The organism is Microbispora sp. CSR-4 (assembly GCF_008033685.1).
Lineage (GTDB): Bacteria > Actinomycetota > Actinomycetes > Streptosporangiales > Streptosporangiaceae > Microbispora.
Window position 1 is genome coordinate 36,708 of the sequence record NZ_VJVX01000044.1, and the last position, 20,817, is coordinate 57,524.

Below are 20,817 nucleotides of genomic sequence, written 5' to 3' on the forward strand. Positions count from 1 at the left end.
GCATCTGCAACCGCTTTCATTTGGGTTATCGGCGTATCGGAGCATGCGGAGCCGGCATTGGCCCGGGCGGAGCGGTGTTTATGGGCCCCCGGGCAGCCGACATAGAAACGGTATATATTTTGACGCACGCCGCCGGAGAGGGATATGGTCAAATAGCGATCACAGCCGCGTCGTCGGCGCGTTCACGCTGCTTTCGTGCGAGGGGAACCGTGTTATACGCCGTGCTCGGAACGTTCCTGGCCATGAAGCCCTCAGGGGATGTCATCGCCGGACTCGCCCCGAGGCACCGGCAGCTGCTCGCGTTGTTCCTGCTCAATCCGAATATCGCGGTCCACCGGGACCGGCTCATCGATCTGTTGTGGAATGGCCGTCCCACTAAATCGGCGGCGCGGAATCTTACCACCTACATCGCGCAGATGCGGCAACGTCTGTCGCCCCGCGACCCCCACCTTTCTCCACTGCACACCGTGGAGGGCGGCTACCTTCTTTCCGTGCCACCGGCATCCGTGGATGCTGAAGTATTCAACCAATTTGCGGCACAGGGCAGAATCGCTCGTGAGAATTGCGATTACCACAATGCGGCGCGGATGTTCGAGAACGCGCTGAGCCTGTGGCGCGGCGACGCCCTGCTCGCCATGAGGCATGTGGACGCGCTCTCCGCGTGGGCCGACCGGCTCGACGAGGAGCGGCGCGCGGTGACCGAGGACCTCTTCGACGTCAGGCTGGCGCTCGGGCACCATCACGAGATCGTCGGCGGCCTGGCCCAATGGGCGAGGCGCCACCCGCTGCGCGAACGGCCGCACCGGCAGCTCATGCTGGCGCTGCACCGGTCGGGCCGCACCCACGACGCCTCGGCGTCCTACCAGCGGCTGCGCCGCACCCTGGTCGACCGCCTCGGCACCGAGCCGTCCCCCGACACCCAGGCCCTCCACCAGCGGATCCTCACCGGCGACGACCTCCCGTCCACCCATGTGCGGCTCCGCGCGGCGCATCGGCCGCCGTGCGACTCCAGCCACTGACCCGTACGGGATGGCACGGCCGGGAAGTGACAGGGGAAATCAGGTGATCCGGCCGGTTACGGGGATGGCGGCGACCCACTAGGCTTGCAGCACACCGGTGATCCCGTGCGGGAGAGCGTCCTGGCATCCGGTCAGGGCCCCTGAAGGAGCAAGCCCTCCCCGCGAACCTCTCAAGGCAAAGGACCGTGCGGGCCAGGTGACCTCTGGAAAGAAGGCCGTCAGGCCTCGCCGAAGGTGAAAGTCCGGCAAAGATCGGACGAAGCTCTCAGGCGCCGATGACAGAGGGGGAGGATGCCCGATAGTCAAACGCAGCATCCGTCCTTCCGAGGTGCGCATGTCCCGATCCACCCCGCTCCGCGGGGTCCACGAAAGTCTGGGCGCGACCCTGACCGACTTCGCGGGCTGGCAGATGCCCCTGCGCTACGGCAGCGAGTCGGCCGAGCACAACGCGGTGCGCACGGCCGCGGGCCTGTTCGACCTGTCCCACATGGGGGAGATCTTCGTCGTCGGCCCGCAGGCGGGCGAGGCGCTCGACCACGCGCTCGTGGGGCACCTCAGCGTCCTCGCGCCCGGCCGCGCCCGTTACACGATGATCGTGAACGAGACCGGCGGCATCCTCGACGACCTCATCGTCTACCGCCTCGACGAGGACCAGTACATGGTCGTCGCCAACGCCTCCAACTACGCCCTCGTCGCCCGTGAGCTCGCCGAACGCGTCCGGGGCTACGCGCAGGTGACCGACAGGTCGGACGAGTACGCGCTGGTCGCCGTGCAGGGCCCGCGCAGCGCCGAGATCCTGGCCGCGCTGACCGACGCCGACCTCGACGAGCTGAAGTACTACGCCATCGTCGCCGGCATCGTCGCGGGCGCGCCCGCCCTGATCGCCCGCACCGGATACACCGGCGAGGACGGCTTCGAACTCTTCGTGCTGAACGAGCACGCCGTGCCGCTGTGGAACGCCCTCGCCGAGGCGGGCAGAGACGCCGGGCTCGTCCCCGCCGGGCTGTCGGCCCGCGACACCCTGCGTCTGGAAGCCGGCATGCCGCTCTACGGCAACGAGCTGAGCGCGGCGATCACGCCGTTCGACGCGGGCCTCGGCCGGGTCGTCCGCTTCGACAAGCCGGGCGACTTCGTGGGCAAGGCCGCCCTTGAGCGGGCGGCGGAGTACGGCACCAGGCGGCGCCTGGTCGGGCTGGTGGCGCGCGGCAGGCGCGTGCCCCGCCACGGCTACTCCGTCACCCGGGAGGGGGCCGTCGTCGGCGAGGTGACCAGCGGCGCTCCGTCGCAGTCCCTCGGCCGCCCGATCGCCATGGCGTACGTGGACGAGGGCGCCCTGGAGAAGGGTGGCCTGGCCGTGGACATCCGGGGCAGCCAAGAACCGGTCGACGTCGTCGATCTGCCTTTCTACAGGAGGAGCAAGTGAGCACCATTCCGGACGACCTGAGCTACACCAAGGAACACGAGTGGGTGGCCGGGCTTGAGGACGGCCGCACCGTGACGGTGGGCATCACGGCGTACGCGGCCGAGCAGCTCGGCGACGTGGTTTACGTGGAGGTGCACTCCGAGGTCGGCGCGACCATCGCGGCCGGCGACGCGGTCGGCGAGGTGGAGTCCACCAAGTCCGTGAGCGACATCTTCGCGCCGGTCGGCGGCGAGATCGTCGAGATCAACTCCGCCGTCGTGGACAACCCCTCGCTGGTCAACTCCGACCCGTACGGCGAGGGCTGGCTGTTCCGCGTGCGCGTGGAGGAGGAGCCCGACGACCTGCTGTCGGCCGCGGAGTACGCCGCGCTGACCTCCGGCGAGTCCTGACAGACGGTGCGAAGGGCGACGGTCAATGGCGATCAGCGTCTTCGACCTGTTCAAGGTGGGCATCGGACCGTCCAGTTCGCACACGGGCGGTCCGATGGCGGCGGCGCACAGGTTCGCCCGCGGGCTGCACCAGGACGGGCTGCTGGAGAAGGTGACCCGGATCGAGGCGATCCTGTACGGCTCGCTCGGGCTGACCGGCAAGGGCCACGGCAGCGACAAGGCGGTCCTGCTCGGCCTGTCCGGCGACAAGCCCGAACTGGTCGACGTCGACACCGTCGACGAACGGCTGGCGGCGATGCGGGCGAGCGGCACGGTCACGGTGTACGGCGTGCACGAGATCCCGTTCGTGGTCGGCGAGGATCTCGTCTTCGAGCGCAAACTGTCGCTGCCCCACCACCCGAACGGCATGCGGTTCACGGCGTACGCCGACGACACCGTGCTGCGCGAGAAGGTGTACTACTCGGTCGGCGGCGGCTTCGTGGTGGACGAGAACGCCACCGGCGCCGACCGGATCAAGCCCGACGACACGGTGCTGCCGTACGCCTTCACGACCGCGCACGAACTGCTCGCGCACTGCGCCGACACGGGCCTGTCGATCTCCGGCGTGATGATGGAGAACGAGAAGGCCTTCGGCCGTACGGAGGAGGAGATCCGCTCCAGCCTGCTGCATCTGTGGGCGGTGATGGCCGAGTGCGTACGGCGCGGCACCAGCCGCGAGGGCGTCCTGCCGGGCGGCCTCAAGGTGCGCCGACGGGCCCACCAGCTCCATCGGCGGCTGCAGAGCGAGGCCGACGGCGCCGACCCGCTGCGGGCGATGGACTGGGTCACGCTGTTCGCGCTGGCCGTCAACGAGGAGAACGCGGCGGGCGGCCGGATCGTCACCGCGCCGACCAACGGCGCCGCCGGCATCGTGCCGGCCGTTCTGTCCTACTACATGCGCTTCCTTCCAGGGGCCGACGAGGACGGCGTCATCCGCTTCCTGCTCACCGCGGGCGCGATCGGCGTGCTGTTCAAGGAGAACGCCTCCATCTCCGGCGCGGAGGTGGGCTGCCAGGGTGAGGTCGGCTCGGCCTGCTCGATGGCGGCGGCGGGCCTCACCGAGGCGCTCGGCGGGACGCCGGAGCAGGTCGAGAACGCCGCCGAGATCGGCATCGAGCACAACCTCGGCCTGACCTGCGACCCGATCGGCGGGCTCGTCCAGATCCCGTGCATCGAGCGCAACGCCGTCGCCTCGATCAAGGCCATCGCCGCCGCCCGCATCGCGCTGCGCGGCGACGGCCGCCACTTCGTGTCGCTCGACAAGGCGATCAAGACGATGCGCGACACCGGCAGGGACATGCTCGACAAATACAAGGAGACCTCGCGCGGCGGCCTCGCCGTCAACGTCATCGAGTGCTGATCCCCGCGTCCCCGCCCCCGCCGGGCACGGCGGCGGGGACGGGTGCGGTGCCGGAGGTGGCGCTGAGCACGCCGCCGTCCGTGAGGGCCCGCGCGGTGACGTCTCGAATGTGACGCATGTGCCGCTCGCCAATATCGTGGTGACTTCCCGGCGAGGAGGAGGGCCGTCACGTGAGGTGGCGCGAGGCGCTGCGCCCGCATCGGGCGTTCCTGGTCGTGCTGGCGGCGGGCGTCGCACTGCGCGCGCTCGCCGTGCTCGGCTACCGGCCCGCGCTGTGGTTCTGGGCCGACTCCTTCGCTTACCTCAGCTCGGCGCTCGACCTGCGGCCGCTGCCCTCACGGCCGTCCGGCTACTCGCTGTTCCTGGCGGCGCTGAGCCCGCTGGGCAGCGTCACCGCCGTCGTGATCGTCCAGCATCTGCTCGGTCTCGGCATGGCCGTGTGCGTGTACGCGCTGCTGCGCCGCCGCACCCGGCTGCCCGGCTGGGGCGCGGCGCTGGCGGCGGCGCCGGTGCTTCTCGACGTCCACCAGATCCAGCTCGAACACCTCGTCATGGCGGACCTGCCGTTCACCGCGCTGGTCGTGGCCGCCGTGACGATCCTGCTGTGGCGTCCCCGCCCGGGCGGGTGGGCCGTCGTCGCGGCGCTGCTGCTGCTCGGGTTCGCCACGGTCACCCGCACCCTCGGGCTGCCCCTGATCGCGCTGGCGCTGCTGCCGGTGGTGCTCGCCGGACGATGGAAGGCCGCGCTCGCCGGGCTCGCCGCCGCGTCCGCCGTGCTCGGCGGCTATGCCGTCTGGTTCCACGACACCCACGGGTCGTACGGGCTGGGCGGCAACAGCACGTGGCTGTGGTCGCGCACGATGACCTTCGCCGACTGCTCGGTGATGGAGCCGCCGAAGGAGCTGGCGGTGCTGTGCCCGTCGGGGCCCCGGCTGGCCGCGCCCGCCTACATCTGGGACGCCGACTCGCCCATCCAGCGGGTGAAGAAGGACAAGGACCGGCTGGCGAGCGAGTTCGCCTCGCTGGCGATCCGCAGCCAGCCCCTCGACTTCCTCATGACCGGGCTGCACGACGCCATGTGGGCGTTCGAATGGGACCGGAAGGTCTACCCCTCCCCCGGGCCGCAGAGCGCGTACGTCTTCCCCGCCTCGGTGAAGCCGTTCACGTCCAAGGTGGCCTCCGCCGGCCGTACGGCGGGCGAGCTGACCACCGCCTACCAGGGAAGCTCCGGGGACACCAAGGTAGTGGAGCCGTTCGCGGGCCTGCTGCGCGCCTATCAGGAGCAGGGCTTCCTGCGGGGGCCGCTGCTGGCGGTGATCCTGCTGGCCGGGCTCGCCGGGCTGGTCGCCCGGCGGTGGACGGCGCTGCTGCCCTGGACCGCGGCGGCGGCCCTGCTCCTGCTGCCGCCCCTGATCGCCGCCTTCGACCACCGCTATGTGGTGCCGGTCGTGCCGCTCGCCTGCCTGGCCGCCGGGCTTGCCATCGGCACGGGCGCGACGCCCGCGCCGTGGCGCAGGCAGGGCCGGTCAGCGGCGGCGGACGTGCAGGCGAACGACCGCAAGCGCGTCGTCGCGGCCGACCGCGCGGCGAACGCGTGAGACCGCCGACTCGTCCAGCCGCCTGATCACCTGCCGCAGGTCGGCCGACCGCCGGAGCGACACCGTCACCCGCACCCTGCCGTCGCGCACGAGCCTGACCGAGATGCGGCCGATCCCGTCGATCCCCTTCAACGCCACGCCGAGCATGGCGATGCCGGCGCCGGTGCGGGTGCCGACCCGGCCCCAGCCGAGCGCCATGAAGAGCCAGCGGGTCGCGACCAGGGCGAGCACCATCGCCGCCCCGGCCACCAGGGGCAGCGCCCACGGCTTCCCGTCGACGACGCTCCCGTCGGCCACGCTCGCGTCGATCAGGGTCACGCCGGGCCGCCGGCGTACGGCGGTCAGCAGGCCGAAGCCTCCCGCGACGAGCGCGACGCCCACCAGCAGGAGCCCGATGCGGTTCCCCCATCGCGGACGCATGTCAGCCCCCTCTCCTGCGCAGCCGTACGACCACCTCGTGGCGGGACCGGACGCCGAGGCCCGACAGCCGGTCGCCGACCGCCGCGCCGACCTCGCGGAGCAGGGCGCCGGTCGTGTCGGCGTCGGCCACCACGGCGACCTCGATCCGCCTGCGGAGGATGTGGACGTCGGCCCGCCGCACGTGCTCGACCTCGCGGGCCGAGGCGGCGAGCGTACGGCGCAGCCCGGAGCGGGTCAGGCCCATCGCGAGCAGCGGGTCCGAGCAGGCCAGGGGCATGAGCCGGGGACGGCCGGGAACGAGCGCGAGGGCCACCAGCCCCAGACCGCAGACGATCATGCCGGCCCCGGCGGCGGGAACGGCGGGGTCCGACGTCGTGAGGTTCATCAGCCGGGGCGGCAGCCGCCAGTCGAGGGACATGCCGAGCATGACGGCGACGACCACGGCGGTGCACACCCAGCCGAGCAGGGCGATCACGGTGGCGACCACGACGGCGGCCGGGGTCCGGCCCGGCAGGAGGAGGCGCGTGGCGCTCCGGCCCGCCGCGGCGCGTCCGCCGCCGGTGTCGCTTCCCGCGCCCCTGACGCCGTCGCCGTCGCCGCCGCCCGCGCTCTCGGCGCCTCCGGAGCCGTATCCGAAGCCGTATCCGAAGCCTTGTCCGGCGTCGTCGGAGCCTTCGGCGTCGCCGTCGGCGCTCCTCGCCGACGAACCCGCCAGGATTCCCTGCACGACGCTCATCAGCCGTTCACCCTTCCCGCTCACCGTGCCGGGCCCGCCCGGTAGTCACCTCACCATGGGTACACGGAGCACCGGCGGGACGGGCGGGTCACCCGCGGCCTTGCGCGATCATGAACGCTCCACGGCGGAGATTTTGCCCGGGCACGGTTAACGTGAACGGCGCTCATGTATTTCCCGGCGGTGCCGTATTAGGCTGCGCCCATGGACGACCGACAGCGCCTCGACCAGGCGACGGCCCACCTTGAGCCGCCCTTCGCGGTCCTCGACATGGACGCGCTCCGGTCGAACGCGGCCTCCATGGTGCGCCGCGCCCGGGGCAAGCCGATCCGGGTGGCCAGCAAGTCGATCCGCTGCCGGGCCGTGCTCGAACGCATCCTGGGCATGGACGGCGTCTCGGGCATCATGGCCTTCACGCTGCCCGAGGCGCTGTGGCTGGTCTCCACCGGCCTGCGGGACGTGCTCGTGGCCTATCCCACGGCCGACAGGACCGCGCTGCGCGCCCTGGGGACGGACGAAATCGCCGCGCGGGAGATCACCGTCGTGATCGACTCGCCCGAGCACCTCGACCTCATCGAGAGCCTGCGCCTCCCCCACCGGATCCGGGTGTGCCTGGACATCGACGCCGGGTTCGTGGCCTTCGGCGGCGCGTTCCGTGCGGGCGCGCTGCGGTCGCCGATCCGCGAGCCCGAGCAGGCCGCCGAGATCGCCGCGCACATCGTCAAGCGCCCCGGGGTGCGGCTGACCGGGCTCATGGCGTACGAGGCCCAGATCGCCGGGGTGGGCGACGACGTTCCGGGGCCGTACGGCCGCGCGGTGCGGTGGATGCAGGAACGGTCGCGCCGCGAGCTGGTCGTGCGGCGCGGCCGGATCGTGCAGGCCGTACGCCAGGTCACCGACCTGGAGTTCGTCAACGGCGGCGGGACGGGAAGCATCGAGAAGACCGCCGCCGAGCGGGCGATCACCGAGGTCGCGGCGGGCTCGGGGTTCTTCCATCCCCGGCTGTTCGACTTCTATCGGGGCTTCACCGGCCGTCCGGCGGCGCTGTTCGCCCTGCCGGTCGTGCGCAAGCCGGCTCCGGACGTCGCGACCGTGCTCGGCGGGGGCTACCCCGCCTCCGGGTCCCCCGGGCCCCCCCGGCTGCCCCAGCCGTACCTGCCGGCGGGGCTTCGCTATCACCCGGACGAGGGGGCGGGTGAGGTGCAGACGCCGCTACTGGGCGAGGCCGCCGCCGACCTCCGTCTGGGCGACCGCGTCTGGTTCCGCCACGCGAAGGCCGGGGAGCTGTGCGAACGCTTCGCCGGTCTGCACCTGGTCGAGGGCGATCGGGTGACCGAGGAGGTCCCGACCTATCGCGGCGAGGGCAAAACCTTCCTCTGACCGCCGGTCTCGATGGTTCCGGACACGGCCGGGGAACGCGAACGCCGCCGTGAACCCGTCACGGCGGCGTGGCCACGCGGCGTCTCAGCGGTCCGCCGTGGGCCGGCGGCCCAGCGGCGTTTCAGCGAGATCGGCGGCGGCGCAGCAGCACGATGGCCGCGCCCACGACGACGACCACGCCGATCCCGATCAGCACCGGAGCGATGTCGGGCGCCTCGTACTCCGCGGGCTCCTCGCCCTCGCCGTCGGCCGGGGCGTACGTGCGCGGCCCCAGGACCATGTCCCCCATCGACGTGACGAAGTCGCGCGCGTTGGCCTTCGCCTTCGCGACGCCGCGCCCCGCGACCCGCTTCGGGCTCACCCGGTCCGCGATGGCGTCGACCGTGCGAGCGAGTTCCGCCCGCGTGCGCTCGATCTTCCGTTCCAGCGCATCGGGATCGGTGTCCGCCATGCGATCCCCCTCCTGTGGTATTCGTGTGTGATCAGTCTGCCAGGTCCGGCGGTCGCCCCGCACAGCGGCTGAGCCGGTAGTTTGGTTGACGCTTGCCCGCCGATCGCCGCGGGTCACCTTTTTCCGGAGGACGTGATGAGCAAGCTCCAGCCCGGCGACCCCGCGCCGGACTTCACCCTGACCGACGCCGACGAAAACGAGGTCTCGCTGGAGTCGTTCCGCGGCAAGCGGGTCATCCTCTACTTCTACCCGGCGGCGATGACCCCCGGATGCACCAAGCAGGCCTGCGACTTCCGCGACAACCTCGGCGCACTGACCGAGCAGGGCTACGTGGTGCTGGGCGTCTCCAAGGACAAGCCCGCCAAGCTGCGGCAGTTCCGTGAGCGTGACGCGCTCACCTTCCCGCTGCTGTCCGACACCGGCCTCGACGTGCACAAGGCGTACGGCGCGTACGGCGAGAAGACGAACTACGGCAAGACGGTGATGGGCGTCATCCGCTCCACTTTCATCATCGACCCGGACGGAAAGGTCGAGAAGGCCCTCTACAACGTGAAGGCCACCGGCCATGTCGCCCGACTCACCAAAGAGCTGGGAATTTCCTGAGATATCCCTTTCGCCACACTCCCGGAATTGTCGGTCGCGGCCGATAAATTCCGGGGCATGGCGAAGTACAAATACACCCCCGAGCTGCTCGCCGACGCGGCGGCCGGCGCGACCAGCATCGCCGACGTGCTGCGCTATCTCGGCATCCCCTGGTCGGGCGGCGCCCACGCCCACATCAGCCGCCGCCTCAAGCACTTCGGCATCGACACATCCCACTTCCTCGGCCAGGCCCACAGGCGGGGGCAGGCGTCACCACGGCGGAGCCTTCCGGCGCAGGTGCTGGTCCTGAACCACCCGGGTGCCACCCGCGAGAAGCCGACGAAGCTTCGCCGGGCGCTTCGCGAAGTGGGAGTTCCCTACCGCTGCGCAGACTGTAAGATAGGCGGCACTTGGCAAGGCCGGCCGTTGACATTGCACATCGACCACATCAACGGAAACTGGCTGGACAACAGAAAAGACAATCTGAGATTTCTCTGCCCGAACTGCCATTCTCAGACGGAGAACTTCGCAGGAAAGGGAAGAGGAAAAGGGGCCGTAGTCCAACGGCAGGAGACCGCGGCTTTAGGTGCCGTACAGTGGGGGTTCGAATCCCGCCGGCCCCACAACAAATCAAATGAAAACAGCGGCACGCCGAATACCGTCGAAGGCGGCGATTATTTCGACCGGCGGAGAGCGCCCGCGAGAATGGCCGTGATGGTCACGGCGGACGACCTCGACTTCCTCGATCGGTTCGCGGCGGCACACGGCGATCGCGCTGCTCCGCGCTCAGAGTGAGCGGGAGTGGCCGTGATGGGGATGCGCGCAGGCGCGGCAAGAGGTTACGGCGCCGACCACGGGCTCTCCGGCAACCGCCATGGAAGTTCGATACCGACGGCGCCGATGCGGGGAAGACCCGTAGGCGCGCGCCGGCCCCTCCGCCGGCACGCGCCTATCGGGAAGACGAAACGCGAGCTCTCAGCCGGGCGCCTGGCAGCGCACTCCGGCGTCGGTCTGCCTGCACCAGGGAGGCAGGCCGTTCTGGCCCTGCGGCACGTCCTGGCCGAAGCCGCGGGGGAAGAACCGCTGCCGGTCGTCTCCGCCGATCCAGGTCGTCCCCGCGTGCGACCGGTCCCAGATCATGCCGGTGATGGCGACGACGCCACCGCCGAGGAGCGCTCCGACGATCGCCGACGCGACGCCGACGGCGACGAGTTGCCCCACGTGTCCGCGGGGCAGCCGGGCCGCCAGGCGCGTGCCGATGCCGGGCCGCGGGGCCGAGGCGACCCGCGGCCGCGGGTCGTGCCAGCCCGGGGCGTTCCATCCCGCGCCGCCGGGGCCGAAGGCATACCCGCTGCCGGTCGGGGGCGCGCCGACGCCTCCCTGCCCGGGGCCACCAGGGGCTGCGGAGCCTGCCCAGGTCGCGTACGGTCCCGTCGCGCCGGGCCTGCCCCCAGGCCCGGTCCAAGGCGATCCCGGCCCCACGTTCCCCGGGCCGGTCCACGCCGGTCCCGGCCCGACGTTTCCCGGACTGGTGCCGGACGCGCCTGCCCCGCCTCCGGGCGTGTTTCCCAGGCCGATCCCAGGTGAGCCTGGCCCCGCACCTCCGGGCGTGTTCCCGGTCCGTGGCGATCCCGGCCCCGCGCCTCCGGGCGAGCCGGCCGGGCTGGTCCAGGGCGTCGTGGGAGTGTTCCCAGGTGGCAGAGGCGCGGTCGGCCCGGCGGGTCCGGCCGGTCCGCTGGTCGTGGTCGGCTCACTCGGCCGGGCCGGCCCCGTCTCCGGCTCCGGGCGCGGGCCGCGCGGCTCGTCCCCTGCGCCGCGCGACCCCGCGTCCTGATCCGCCATCCAAATCTCCCTTGACCCGCTTCACAGAAGCGCTCCCGAGGACAAGAATGCGCCGAGATCCGTAAGAACGGCGTAAACGCGGCAGGCGGCTGCGACCTGAGTCGTACCACCGGATCCGCCGCAAGGGTGAGACCCTCCTGAGCAGCCGATACATATGGTTGGGTACGTGTTCGGCAGACTGCGCGCCTGGACCCGGCGCCACAGCAAGCTCGTGGACTCGCTCACGGTCTCCCCGCTGGCGCTGTTGAGCCTGATCACCGTCGAAGTGTTCAGCCGAGCCAGCGCTATGGGGGCACGTGAGGTCGGCGTGCCCTGGCTGCTGCTGTTGTCGGCCGCGCTCATCGTTCCGCTGACGTGGCGCCGCGACCATCCCCGTGAGGTCTTCGCGGTGGTCTCCGCCGTCAGCTTCGTCCAGTGGCTGCTCGGCGTCATCGTCCTGCCCGCCAACATCGCGGTGCTCGTCGCGCTGTACAACGTCGTCGCGCGCTCCACACTCCTGTGGGCGCTGGCCGCCGGTGCGGTCGCCGAGTTCGGGCTGCTGCTGGCGATGCTGCGCTGGTCTCTCGAGGCCGGGCGGGCATGGGTCTCGTCTTCGGCGTTCATCGTCGCCGTCTGGCTCGCCGGGATCTACACCAACACGCGCCGCCGCTATGTGGAGAGCCTGGTCGAACGTGCCGAGCGGGCCGAGCGGGAGCGCGACCAGCAGGCGCGCATCGCCGCCGCGGCCGAGCGCGCCCGCATCGCCCGCGAACTGCACGACGTGGTCGCCCACAACGTCAGCGTGATGGTCGTCCAGGCCGACGGCGCGGGATACGCCATCGACAGCGACCCCGAGCAGGCCCGGCGCGCGATGCAGGCGATCTCGGCGACCGGGCGGCAGGCGCTCGCCGAGATGCGCAGGCTGGTGGGCGTGCTGCGGCACGACGCCGGCAGCCCGGCGGAGGAGTACGCTCCGCAGCCCGGCGTCGCCCAGCTCGGCGACCTGATCGAGCAGGTCAGGGCCTCGGGGTTGCCGACCGAGTTCACCGTGTCCGGCACCGCGCGGAGCCTGCCGGAGGGCGAGCAGCTCGCCGTCTACCGGATCGTGCAGGAGGCGCTGACGAACGCGCTCAAGCACGGCGGCCCGGGCACTCGGGCCTGGGTCGAGGTGACGTACGGCAGGCGTGAGATCGAGCTGAGGATCAGCGACGACGGCAGGGGCGCGGCCGCACCGCGCATGGTCGGCGGGCACGGGCTGATCGGCATGCGGGAGAGGGCGGCGATGTACGGCGGCAGCGTCGAGGCCGCCCCGCGCATGGGCGGCGGGTTCCGGGTGGTCGCCCGCATTCCCGTCGGGGTGGCCGCGTGACCCGGCCGGCTCCCGGCCCAACGCCCAGCCGGCCCCCGGCCGGGACGCCCGGCGGTCCCCCGGCCGAAGCGGCCGGCCGGCCCCAACCCGTGATGAACGGCAGGTCCCGGACCGTGGTGACCCGGCCGTCTCCCGGCCGCGTACGGTTGCGGGGATCGCGGCGATGACGAGCGGAACGGAGCGGCAGTGATACGCGTCATGCTGGTGGACGACCAGGAGCTGGTGCGGACCGGGTTCCGGATGGTCCTCGGGGCGCAGCCGGACATCGAGGTCGTGGGCGAGGCGGCGGACGGCTTGGCGGCCGTCGAGGCGCTGCGCGCCGTCGAGGCCGACGTGGTCCTCATGGACGTCCGCATGCCGCGGATGGACGGCGTGGAGGCGGCCCGCGTGATCTGCGCGGCGCCCGACGGCCCCAAGGTGCTGATCCTCACGACGTTCGACCTCGACGAGTACGCGTTCGCCGCGATCAAGGCGGGCGCGGCGGGGTTCCTGCTGAAGGACGTGCCGCCGGCCGAGCTGATCAGCGCGATCCGGTCGGTCCACTCCGGCGACGCGGTGGTCGCGCCGAGCACGACCCGCCGTCTGCTCGACCGCTTCGCCGTGCTCCTGCCGGAGGGGGACGCGCGGCGGGAGGACTCGGGCGTGCTGACGGCGCGGGAGCGTGAGGTGATGGTCCACGTGGCCCGCGGCCTGTCGAACTCCGAGATCGCGGCGCGGCTGCATCTCGCGGAGGCGACGGTGAAGACCCATCTCGGCCGCATCCTCGCCAAGCTGGGGTTGCGCGACCGGGCCCAGGTGGTCATCTACGCGTACGAGACGGGCGTAGTGTCCCCCGATCATCCGCGGGGCTGAGGCCGGACTACCTCACCAGTCGCACACGTCCCAGCGGGCCCGTACCGGGGCCGCACGCCGAGAACGTCCGCGAGGCCGAGGAAACGCCCTGATCACGGCCATAGCGTGGCGGCATGACTACGACAACCCAGGTCCGCACCGCGGTCGTCGCGCGTGGACTGACAAAGGTGTACGGCGAGGGCGACGCGGCGGTGCACGCGCTGCGCGGCATCGACGTCGCCTTCGCCGCGGAGGCGTTCACCGCGATCATGGGGCCGTCCGGCTCCGGCAAATCCACCCTGATGCACTGCCTGGCCGGATTGGACACCGTGACGGACGGGCGGGTGAGCATCGGCGACGTCGAGATCACCGGTCTGAACGACAAGCAGCTCACGCTCCTGCGGCGCGAGCGTGTGGGGTTCATCTTCCAGGCGTTCAACCTGCTGCCGACGCTGACGGCCGAGCAGAACATCCGGCTGCCCCTGGAGATCGCGGGCCGTCAGGCCGACCAGGCGTTGTTCGACCGCGTGATCGAGACGGTCGGCCTGCGTGACCGGCTCAGGCACAAGCCGAACGAGCTGTCGGGCGGCCAGCAGCAGCGCGTCGCCGTGGCGCGGGCGCTCATCAGCAAGCCTCAGGTGATCTTCGCCGACGAGCCGACCGGCAATCTCGACTCACGCAGCGGCGCCGAGGTGCTGGCGTTCCTGCGCAGGTCCGTACGCGAACTCGGGCAGACGATCGTGATGGTGACCCATGACCCGGTGGCGGCGTCGTACGCCGACCGGGTGGTCTTCCTGCGTGACGGGTTGCTGGTGAGCGAGGTCGATCGGCCGACGCCGCAGGCCGTGCTCGACACGCTGATGGCGCTGGAGGCCTGAGCCGTGTTCCGGACCACCCTCGCCGGGCTCCTGGCGCACCGCCTGCGCCTGGTGCTCACCTCTCTGGCGATCGTGCTCGGGGTCGGCTTCATCGCGGGCACGTTCGTGCTCACCGACACCATCGACGCCGGGTTCGCCCAGTCGTTCGCCGCGGACGCCGACAAGGTGGACGTGGTGGTGACGCCCAAGGACGGCGCCGGGCCAGACGAGAACCTGCCGGAGAGCGCGCTCGCGGCGATCAAGGCGGTGCCGGGCGTCAAGGACGCGCAGCCCATGGTGTCCGGGGACGTGCCGCTCATCGGCAAGGACGGCAAGGTCGTGGGGGACTACCCCACGGCCGGGGTGTCGATCCCGGCGAGCCGCATCAAGATCACCTCCGGCAGGGCCCCCTCTGCCGCCGACGAGGCGGTGCTCGACGAGAACACCGCCAAGACGCAGGGGTTCACGCCCGGGGCCACCATCGCGGTGCTCGACCATGCCGGCAAGCGGCAGGAGTTCCGCCTCGTCGGCGTCTTCGACGTGGGCCTCGACCAGGAGCTCGCCTACCGGGGCGCGGTCGCGTTCACCCCCGGCACGGCTCGGCGCGTCACCGGCGCCAAGGGCTTCACCGAGATCGACGTCCTCTCCTCGGGCCCCTCGCAGGAGAGCCTGCGTACGGCCGTCGCGGCGGCGGCGGGCGAGGCGAAGGTCGTCACCGGGCAGGAACGCGCCGACGAGGTGGCCCAGCGCAACCATGTGGACACGTCCTCCTTCCGGCTGGGCCTGTTGCTGTTCGGCGCGGTCGCGCTGCTCGTCGCCGCGCTCGTCATCTACAACACCTTCAGCATCCTGGTCGCGCAGCGGATGCGCGAGATGGCGCTGCTGCGCTGCATCGGCGCGACCAAGCGGCAGGTCTTCGGCTCGATCGTGCTGGAGTCGGCCGTGGTCGGCCTGGTGTCGTCGGTGCTCGGCCTGCTGACGGGCCTCGGCCTCGGGGCCGCCGCGGTCGCCGTGCTGCGGGCCGTCGGGACGGACATCCCCACGGGCACCGTGAGCCTGTCCCCGCAGACGATCGTCGTCGGCATGTGCACCGGCACCGTCATGACGATGGCCGCCGCCCTGCTCCCGGCGCGCCAGGCCACCCGCGTGCCGCCCGTCGCGGCGCTGCGCACGCAGGTCGAGGAGCACACCTTCCGCACCGGGGTCGTCCGGATGGTCGCCTCCGCCCTGTTCGTGCTGGCCGGGGTCGGGCTCACCGTGGCGGGCGTGCTGCAGGAGCCGAGCCAGGCGGCACTGCTGACGGTCATGGCGGGCGGCGTGCTCGTGTTCTTCGCGGTGCTCATCCTCGGCCCGGTGATCGTACGGCCGCTGAGCGGGCTGGCCGGCTGGGTGCCGGCGCGGCTGTTCGGCGTGCCGGGGCGGCTCGCCGTGGACAACGCGCGGCGCAACCCCAAGCGGGCGGCGACCACGACGGTGGCCCTGACGGTCGGCGTGACGCTGATGACGTTCATGGCGGTCCTGACCTCCACGATGCGGACCACCGTGAGCGGCCGGCTCGACCAGCAGTTCCCCGCCGACTACATCCTGTCCTCGCAGACGGGCACGATCCCCCGCTCGATCGCCGACACGCTGCGCGCGAACCGCGACCTGGCCACGGTGACCGAGTTCCGCGGGGAGAAGGCCAAGGTGAACGGCCACGACTACAAGGTGGGCACGGTCACCCAGTCGTCCATCGGCACCGCCATCAAGCCGGAGGCGTCGTCCGGCACCATGGACGGCTTCGGCGTGGGCGACGTCGCGGTGGCCGACGACGTGGCCCGGGATCTCGGCGCAAAGGTCGGTGACACCGTGACGGTCACGTCGAAGGGAAAGAGCACCCCGCTCAAGATCGTGGCGGTGCTGAAGTCCGACGTGTCGATGCTGCCGTCGATCACCATGGCCGAGCAGAGTTTCGAGCGGCACTTCGGCAGGGTGGACGACGCGCAGGTCCTGGTGAACACCGCGGACGGGGTGGACCCCCAACGGGCGCGCACGATCGTGGACGCCGCGACGGCGGCCTACCCGGCGGTCAAGGTCGGCAGCACCACCGAGATCCGCGGCCAGTTCGACGAGGCGCTCGACTCGATCCTCATGGTCGTCACCGGGCTGCTCGCCCTGGCGATCGTGATCTCCCTGCTCGGCATCGCGAACACGCTGTCGCTCTCGGTCCACGAACGCACCCGCGAGTCCGCACTGCTGCGCGCCCTCGGCCTGACCCGGCCGCAGCTACGGGGCATGCTCTCGGTCGAGGCGCTGGTCCTCGGCCTGGTCGGTGCGATCGTCGGCGTCGTGCTCGGCACCGCGTACGGCTGGGCGGCGACGACGGCGTTCACGACGGACGTCTCCTTCGAGCTGCCGATCGGGCAGATCCTGCTCTTCATCGCCGCCTCCGGCCTGGCCGGAGTGCTCGCCGCGCTGCTGCCCGCCCGCCGTGCCGCCCGGGCCTCGGTCGTCGGAGCGCTGGCCGCCTCCTGACCCCCGCTCCCCCGCCGCTCACCAGTGCCGTCCGGACCGGAACAGCGGTCGCCCGGGCCGGTACGGCGGTGACCCGGGCCGCCCGCGCGAGCGGGTGACCCGGGCGAGCGGGTGACCCGGGCGAGCGGGTGACCCGGGCGGCGGGGCCGGGCACGCACGCCGTCTCCGGCCACACGATGCCCGACGACCGACGACCGACACCCGACGCTGGTCGTCACCCGGAGACCCGCGACGGGGAAGGATCGTCGGAGCGGGCCCGGGCCCCGGGCAGGATCCGGCCGAGGTGATGGTCGACGATCGCGGCCGCGGCGTCGACGCCGAGTTCCCCGAGCAGCACGCCGTCGGCGAGGCCACGCGCGAGACCGAGCAGTGCGTGGGCCTCCGCGCCGGGATCGACGTCCGGGGCCGGGCCGGCGGCCGCCAGCAGCGCGGCGATCTCGCGATGGACGCCGTCACCGCCGGCACGATAGAGGGCGCGGATCTCCGGGTCGGCGACGGCCATGCTCAGGAACGCGTGCCCGGCGAGCAGCGGGACCACGGCTGTCACGCCCAGCTCGACGATCGCGAGCAGCACGCACCGCAGCGTTTCCGCAGGGCCGTGAGCGTCCCGTACGGCATCGCGAACCTGGCGCTCGATCTCTCCCCTCAGGACCTGGGCGCTGGCGCGCAGCAGATCGGCCTTCCCGGCGAAGTAGTGCTGCACAAGCCCTTTGGAGACGCCGGCCTCCTGTGCCACCTGCCCTATGGTCACTCCGGCCAGGCCGTCTCGCGCGCACAGCCGCAGCGCGGCCTGGGCGATCTCCTCCCGCCGGGCCGCGTGGTCGACCTGCTTCGGCACGGCCCGCTCCCTCTTTCGCGATACGAACGTATTGTGATAGTGATGCAATACGATCGTACTGCCAAGGTGAGCGGAGGATCCGTACGTGAACGAGGTGCGGCCCAACATCGGAGCGCAGTTCCGCCGGCGCCGCCTCGGGCACTTCCGGGACGCGCCGGCCTACGCGCGCTACCGGCGGACGTACGACCGGGCCATGGCCGGCCTCCCGCCGTGTGACGAGGTCCGGGATGTGCCGACCGGCTTCGGCACGGTCCGCGCCTACCGCTTCGGCGCGGACGGCGCCGATGCCGGAACGCCGCTCCTCCTGCTGCCGGGACGCACCGCGTCCACCCCGATGTGGGCGCCGAACCTCGCCGGCCTCCGCGCCTCCGGCCGCGTCGTCTACGCGATCGACCTGCTCGGCGAGCCCGGCCTCTCGGTGCAGAGCAGGCCGTTCGCGAGCGCGGCCGACCACGGCGTGTGGCTCGCGGAACTCCTGGCCGGGCTCGGCCTCGACCGTACGCACCTCCTGGGAGTGTCGATCGGCGGGTGGACCGCCTTCCGGCTCGCCATGCACGCCCCGGAGAAGGTCGCCTCCCTGAGCCTGCTCGATCCCGCCTGCCTGTTCGGCCGGATCACCTGGAAGGCGGTCGCCGTCTCGCTGGGAGCGGTGGGGCCGCTCCCCGAGCCGTGGCGCAGGCGGCTGCTGGGCTGGATCTCCGGCGGAGCCGACATATCCGGCGACGAGCCGGTCGCCGCCCTGATCTCCGCCGGGATGCGGGAGTTCGCCGCATTCCCCCCCCCGCCGACGTACCCCTCGGACGAGGAGGTCGCCGCGGTCGGCGTGCCGGCCCTCGCCGTGATCGCCGGGCGCAGCATCATCCACAATCCGGGCAGGGCCGCGGAACGCGCCCGCCGGCTGCTCGCCCACGGCACGGTCGAGCTGTGGCCGGACGCCTCCCACGCCCTCAACGGCGAGTTCCCCGAGCGGGTCGCCGCCCGGGTCCTCGGCTTCATCGAACGGCTCGACGCGGACGACGCGCTCCACGGCCGTCCCTGACCGCCGTCGCCGCCGCAGGGCCCGTGCTCGCCGCACGGGCCGCAGGCGTCGGCAGGGTGGTCACAGGCGGCGGCCCTGGCGGTCGATCACCACCGCGAAGACCCCCGTCACATCCTCGTACGGCGGCTCCACGGCCATGTGACCCCGCTGGGCGTCGATCCACAGGACCTCGCCCCGGCAGTTGACGGCGTTCCACGCGTGGCTGCCTCCCCCGGCCCACCGGGTGATGAGGACGGCGGCGGCACCGTGACCACCGAAGATCAGCCGCTGCGCGATCGCCACGTACGCCCGGCGGCCGTGGCCCACGTATTCGAAGCGATGCCCGAGCCACTCCTCGGCGCGGGCGACGCCCCCGGTCTCCCCGGTCAGCAGCGGGCGTCCCGACCCGTCGTACTCCGGCTGCCTGCGCGCCGCCACGACAGGCTCACCGTGCCAGGTGGACATGACCGACAGCGCGCAGTCGACGGCGTTGTTGGACCTGAACGCGTCCTCCGTCGGGCCTTCGGCGTTGATCAGGCGGATCCACGTGCCTCGCGGGTCCGGGAAGCGCCCGCTCACCGCCTGCATGAGGCTCACCTGGCCGCCTGGATCCGCCTCGGCCAGGCCGCCGGGCCTGCCGTACGGACGGGTCTCCTCCAGCCGACGCGGGCGGTCCGGGCTGTCGAGCCAGTCACGCTCGGTCTCGTCGCGCAGCACGGCCGACCAGAAGTCGTCGGCATCATCGAGTTCGCCCGTCTCCGGGCCGTCGTCGGCGGCCATGCCCGGCTGCATGGGAAGCGTCGGCGCGGGCGAGGTCTCGACGAGCCACTCGTCCTGCCCGGCCAGGGCGGCGACGTCGTGTCCCGTCTCGGGCATCGGGTCCTGCGGCCGATCGCTCTCGACGGTCGGCATGGCCGTCACAGTCGTCAGGGACGTCACGGTCGGCACGGCCGTCCGGGTCGCCTCGGCCGTCGTGACCTCGTCTACCGGCGCACCCTCCTGTTCCGCCGCGCAGTCCTGTTCCACTGCGCCAACCTGTGTGCCTGCGGCCGCCGTCCCAAGGTGGTTCTCGCTTGCCAGGGGATCCGGGAGCTTGGCCGGGTCCTCGACGTCGTCGTCCTCGTACTCGCACGCGGAGTCGATGTCGGCGTCGGTGCCGGTGCCTGTGCCGTCCGTCTCGGTCGCGGGGGTCACGCGCTCCACCACGTGCGTCAGGTCGCCGGAGTCGTGAGGGCCAGGCTCCCCCGCAGCGGACTCCTCCGCTCCGGGCATCCCGATGCCGGGCATCCCGACGCCAGGCAATCCTGCGCTCAGCTCCCCCGTACCGGACGCGCCCACATTCGGCTCCCCCGCAGCGGACTCCTCCGCTCCGGGCATCCCGATGCCGGGCATCCCGACGCCAGGCAATCCTGCGCTCGGCTCCCCGAAGCCGGAACGTTCCCCGCCGGGCTCCGCACCGGATCCTGCCGCCCACGACCCTGTTGCCCCAGCCCCTGCCATCTCGGGCCCTGCCGCTCCTTTCTCGGGCTGCGGCGTGCCGTCGGGTGCCGTGGCGATCAGCTGGGCGGTCTTCTCATCGGTCTCCTCGGCGCTGTTCTCAGGCACCGTCTCGTCCGCCGCTTCCCGAGCAGCCTCCCCGTCGGCCGCCCCCTCGGCGTCCTCGAAGCCCTCGGCGTCCTGGAAGCCCTCGGCGTCCTCGAAGCCCTCGACGTCCCCGGCGTCTGGTGCGTCTTCGGAGTCCTGTGCGTCCTCGAAGTCCTCGAAGTCCCCGAGATCCTCGGGATCCCCGGCGTCTTCCCGGTCCCCAGCGCTCCGGGTGGCCCCGGCGTCGGCGGGCGTCGCGGCGGTCACGGCGTCCCGAGGATCTAACGGCCCCGCGCGCCGCCCGGTCAGCGCTCCCAGCCCGTGGCCCCCGCGGTGCCCGTTCTCGCCGTTCCTCGCTGCCGGCACCACCGGCAAGGTCACGGTGTCCACACCCAGCGGCAACGCCGCCAGCCGTACCTCCAGACGCCGGTCCTCCAGCGAGGGAGCGGGCGCTTCCGCGGCCTGCTCGTAGTCCCGCCATCTCCGGCCGTCGGCCGACACGACCGGGTTGTACACACCGGACGGCAACCGCCACCTCGCGTGGCGGCGCGCCCTCTCCTGGTTCACGCGCTTGGCCCCCCTCCTCGCGCC

Annotated in this window: 20 protein-coding genes and 1 riboswitch; of the genes, 13 read left to right on the forward strand and 7 right to left on the reverse strand. The window is 72.1% G+C overall.

The window, feature by feature from the left end; all coding sequences use genetic code 11:
- Positions 1–242: 242 nt before the first annotated feature.
- From FLV34_RS27630 to FLV34_RS27645, 4 genes are all read left to right on the forward strand, one after another.
- Positions 243–1,019: an AfsR/SARP family transcriptional regulator gene (locus tag FLV34_RS27630; RefSeq protein WP_356994763.1), complete on the forward strand. Its 777-nt coding sequence runs from the start codon at positions 243–245 to the stop codon at positions 1,017–1,019.
- Positions 1,020–1,117: 98 nt separating this feature from the next.
- Positions 1,118–1,215: riboswitch (glycine riboswitch) on the forward strand.
- 138 nt (positions 1,216–1,353) lie between these two features.
- Positions 1,354–2,442, forward strand: a complete 1,089-nt coding sequence (gene gcvT, locus FLV34_RS27635) for a glycine cleavage system aminomethyltransferase GcvT (RefSeq protein WP_142647086.1) — start codon at positions 1,354–1,356, stop codon at positions 2,440–2,442.
- Positions 2,439–2,831, forward strand: coding sequence for a glycine cleavage system protein GcvH (gene gcvH, locus FLV34_RS27640; RefSeq protein ID WP_142647087.1), 393 nt, complete (start codon positions 2,439–2,441; stop codon positions 2,829–2,831). Before gcvT ends, gcvH begins: the two co-directional genes overlap by 4 nt.
- A 25-nt stretch (positions 2,832–2,856) precedes the next feature.
- Complete coding sequence (locus FLV34_RS27645; protein WP_142647088.1) at positions 2,857–4,230, forward strand: L-serine ammonia-lyase; 1,374 nt, start codon at positions 2,857–2,859, stop codon at positions 4,228–4,230.
- On the opposite strand, the gene FLV34_RS42720 is transcribed toward FLV34_RS27645, so the two are convergent.
- Entirely contained in the window at positions 4,217–4,348 is a 132-nt protein-coding gene (locus FLV34_RS42720) for a hypothetical protein (RefSeq protein WP_260617199.1), read from the reverse strand. The two genes, FLV34_RS27645 and FLV34_RS42720, sit on opposite strands and share 14 nt — an antisense overlap.
- Positions 4,349–4,400: 52 nt before the next feature.
- Between FLV34_RS42720 and FLV34_RS27650 the strand changes: the two genes are divergently transcribed.
- Positions 4,401–5,828: a hypothetical protein gene (locus FLV34_RS27650; RefSeq protein ID WP_142647089.1), complete on the forward strand. Its 1,428-nt coding sequence runs from the start codon at positions 4,401–4,403 to the stop codon at positions 5,826–5,828.
- Here FLV34_RS27650 and FLV34_RS27655 read toward each other — a convergent pair.
- On the reverse strand, positions 5,757–6,248 hold the full coding sequence (locus FLV34_RS27655) for a hypothetical protein (RefSeq protein WP_142647090.1): 492 nt from the start codon (positions 6,246–6,248) through the stop codon (positions 5,757–5,759). The genes FLV34_RS27650 and FLV34_RS27655 overlap by 72 nt on opposite strands.
- Position 6,249: 1 nt before the next feature.
- A complete protein-coding gene (locus tag FLV34_RS27660; RefSeq protein WP_142647091.1) occupies positions 6,250–6,984 on the reverse strand; it encodes a DUF6286 domain-containing protein in 735 nt (244 codons plus the stop codon).
- Between the two features lie 201 nt (positions 6,985–7,185).
- Here FLV34_RS27660 and FLV34_RS27665 point away from each other — a divergent pair, with 201 nt between their 5' ends.
- Positions 7,186–8,361: an amino acid deaminase/aldolase gene (locus FLV34_RS27665; protein ID WP_147944467.1), complete on the forward strand. Its 1,176-nt coding sequence runs from the start codon at positions 7,186–7,188 to the stop codon at positions 8,359–8,361.
- 121 nt (positions 8,362–8,482) lie between these two features.
- Here FLV34_RS27665 and FLV34_RS27670 read toward each other — a convergent pair whose 3' ends face one another.
- Positions 8,483–8,812, reverse strand: coding sequence for a DUF3618 domain-containing protein (locus tag FLV34_RS27670; protein ID WP_142647093.1), 330 nt, complete (start codon positions 8,810–8,812; stop codon positions 8,483–8,485).
- 135 nt (positions 8,813–8,947) lie between these two features.
- On the opposite strand from FLV34_RS27670, the gene bcp reads away from it, so the two are divergent.
- Both bcp and FLV34_RS27680 read left to right on the forward strand, forming a co-directional pair.
- Positions 8,948–9,415 carry a thioredoxin-dependent thiol peroxidase gene (gene bcp / locus FLV34_RS27675; protein ID WP_147944468.1) on the forward strand — a complete coding sequence of 156 codons (468 nt, stop codon included), beginning with the start codon at positions 8,948–8,950 and terminating at the stop codon, positions 9,413–9,415.
- A gap of 57 nt (positions 9,416–9,472) precedes the next feature.
- The gene (locus FLV34_RS27680; RefSeq protein WP_147944469.1) at positions 9,473–10,189 is read left to right on the forward strand and encodes an HNH endonuclease signature motif containing protein; all 717 of its coding nucleotides are present in this window, start codon (positions 9,473–9,475) and stop codon (positions 10,187–10,189) included.
- Positions 10,190–10,369: 180 nt separating this feature from the next.
- Here the strand turns inward: FLV34_RS27680 and FLV34_RS27685 are convergent, their stop codons facing one another.
- Entirely contained in the window at positions 10,370–10,615 is a 246-nt protein-coding gene (locus FLV34_RS27685) for a hypothetical protein (RefSeq protein ID WP_142647095.1), read from the reverse strand.
- A gap of 787 nt (positions 10,616–11,402) precedes the next feature.
- On the opposite strand from FLV34_RS27685, the gene FLV34_RS27690 reads away from it, so the two are divergent.
- The 4 genes from FLV34_RS27690 to FLV34_RS27705 all read left to right on the forward strand — a co-directional run bounded on the left by FLV34_RS27690 (position 11,403) and on the right by FLV34_RS27705 (position 16,786).
- On the forward strand, positions 11,403–12,584 hold the full coding sequence (locus FLV34_RS27690; RefSeq protein WP_260617200.1) for a sensor histidine kinase: 1,182 nt from the start codon (positions 11,403–11,405) through the stop codon (positions 12,582–12,584).
- 186 nt (positions 12,585–12,770) lie between these two features.
- Positions 12,771–13,436: a response regulator transcription factor gene (locus FLV34_RS27695; RefSeq protein ID WP_222709646.1), complete on the forward strand. Its 666-nt coding sequence runs from the start codon at positions 12,771–12,773 to the stop codon at positions 13,434–13,436.
- A 113-nt stretch (positions 13,437–13,549) separates the two neighbouring features.
- Entirely contained in the window at positions 13,550–14,293 is a 744-nt protein-coding gene (locus FLV34_RS27700) for an ABC transporter ATP-binding protein (RefSeq protein WP_142647097.1), read from the forward strand.
- Between the two features lie 3 nt (positions 14,294–14,296).
- Positions 14,297–16,786 carry an ABC transporter permease gene (locus tag FLV34_RS27705; protein WP_147944470.1) on the forward strand — a complete coding sequence of 830 codons (2,490 nt, stop codon included), beginning with the start codon at positions 14,297–14,299 and terminating at the stop codon, positions 16,784–16,786.
- A 214-nt stretch (positions 16,787–17,000) separates the two neighbouring features.
- On the opposite strand, the gene FLV34_RS27710 is transcribed toward FLV34_RS27705, so the two are convergent.
- Positions 17,001–17,624, reverse strand: coding sequence for a TetR/AcrR family transcriptional regulator (locus FLV34_RS27710; RefSeq protein WP_168065836.1), 624 nt, complete (start codon positions 17,622–17,624; stop codon positions 17,001–17,003).
- An 85-nt stretch (positions 17,625–17,709) separates the two neighbouring features.
- Between FLV34_RS27710 and FLV34_RS27715 the strand changes: the two genes are divergently transcribed.
- Positions 17,710–18,663: an alpha/beta fold hydrolase gene (locus tag FLV34_RS27715; RefSeq protein WP_222709647.1), complete on the forward strand. Its 954-nt coding sequence runs from the start codon at positions 17,710–17,712 to the stop codon at positions 18,661–18,663.
- A 60-nt stretch (positions 18,664–18,723) separates the two neighbouring features.
- Here the strand turns inward: FLV34_RS27715 and FLV34_RS42725 are convergent, their stop codons facing one another.
- Positions 18,724–20,793 carry a toxin glutamine deamidase domain-containing protein gene (locus FLV34_RS42725; protein WP_261985932.1) on the reverse strand — a complete coding sequence of 690 codons (2,070 nt, stop codon included), beginning with the start codon at positions 20,791–20,793 and terminating at the stop codon, positions 18,724–18,726.
- Between the last annotated feature and the right edge of the window lie 24 nt (positions 20,794–20,817).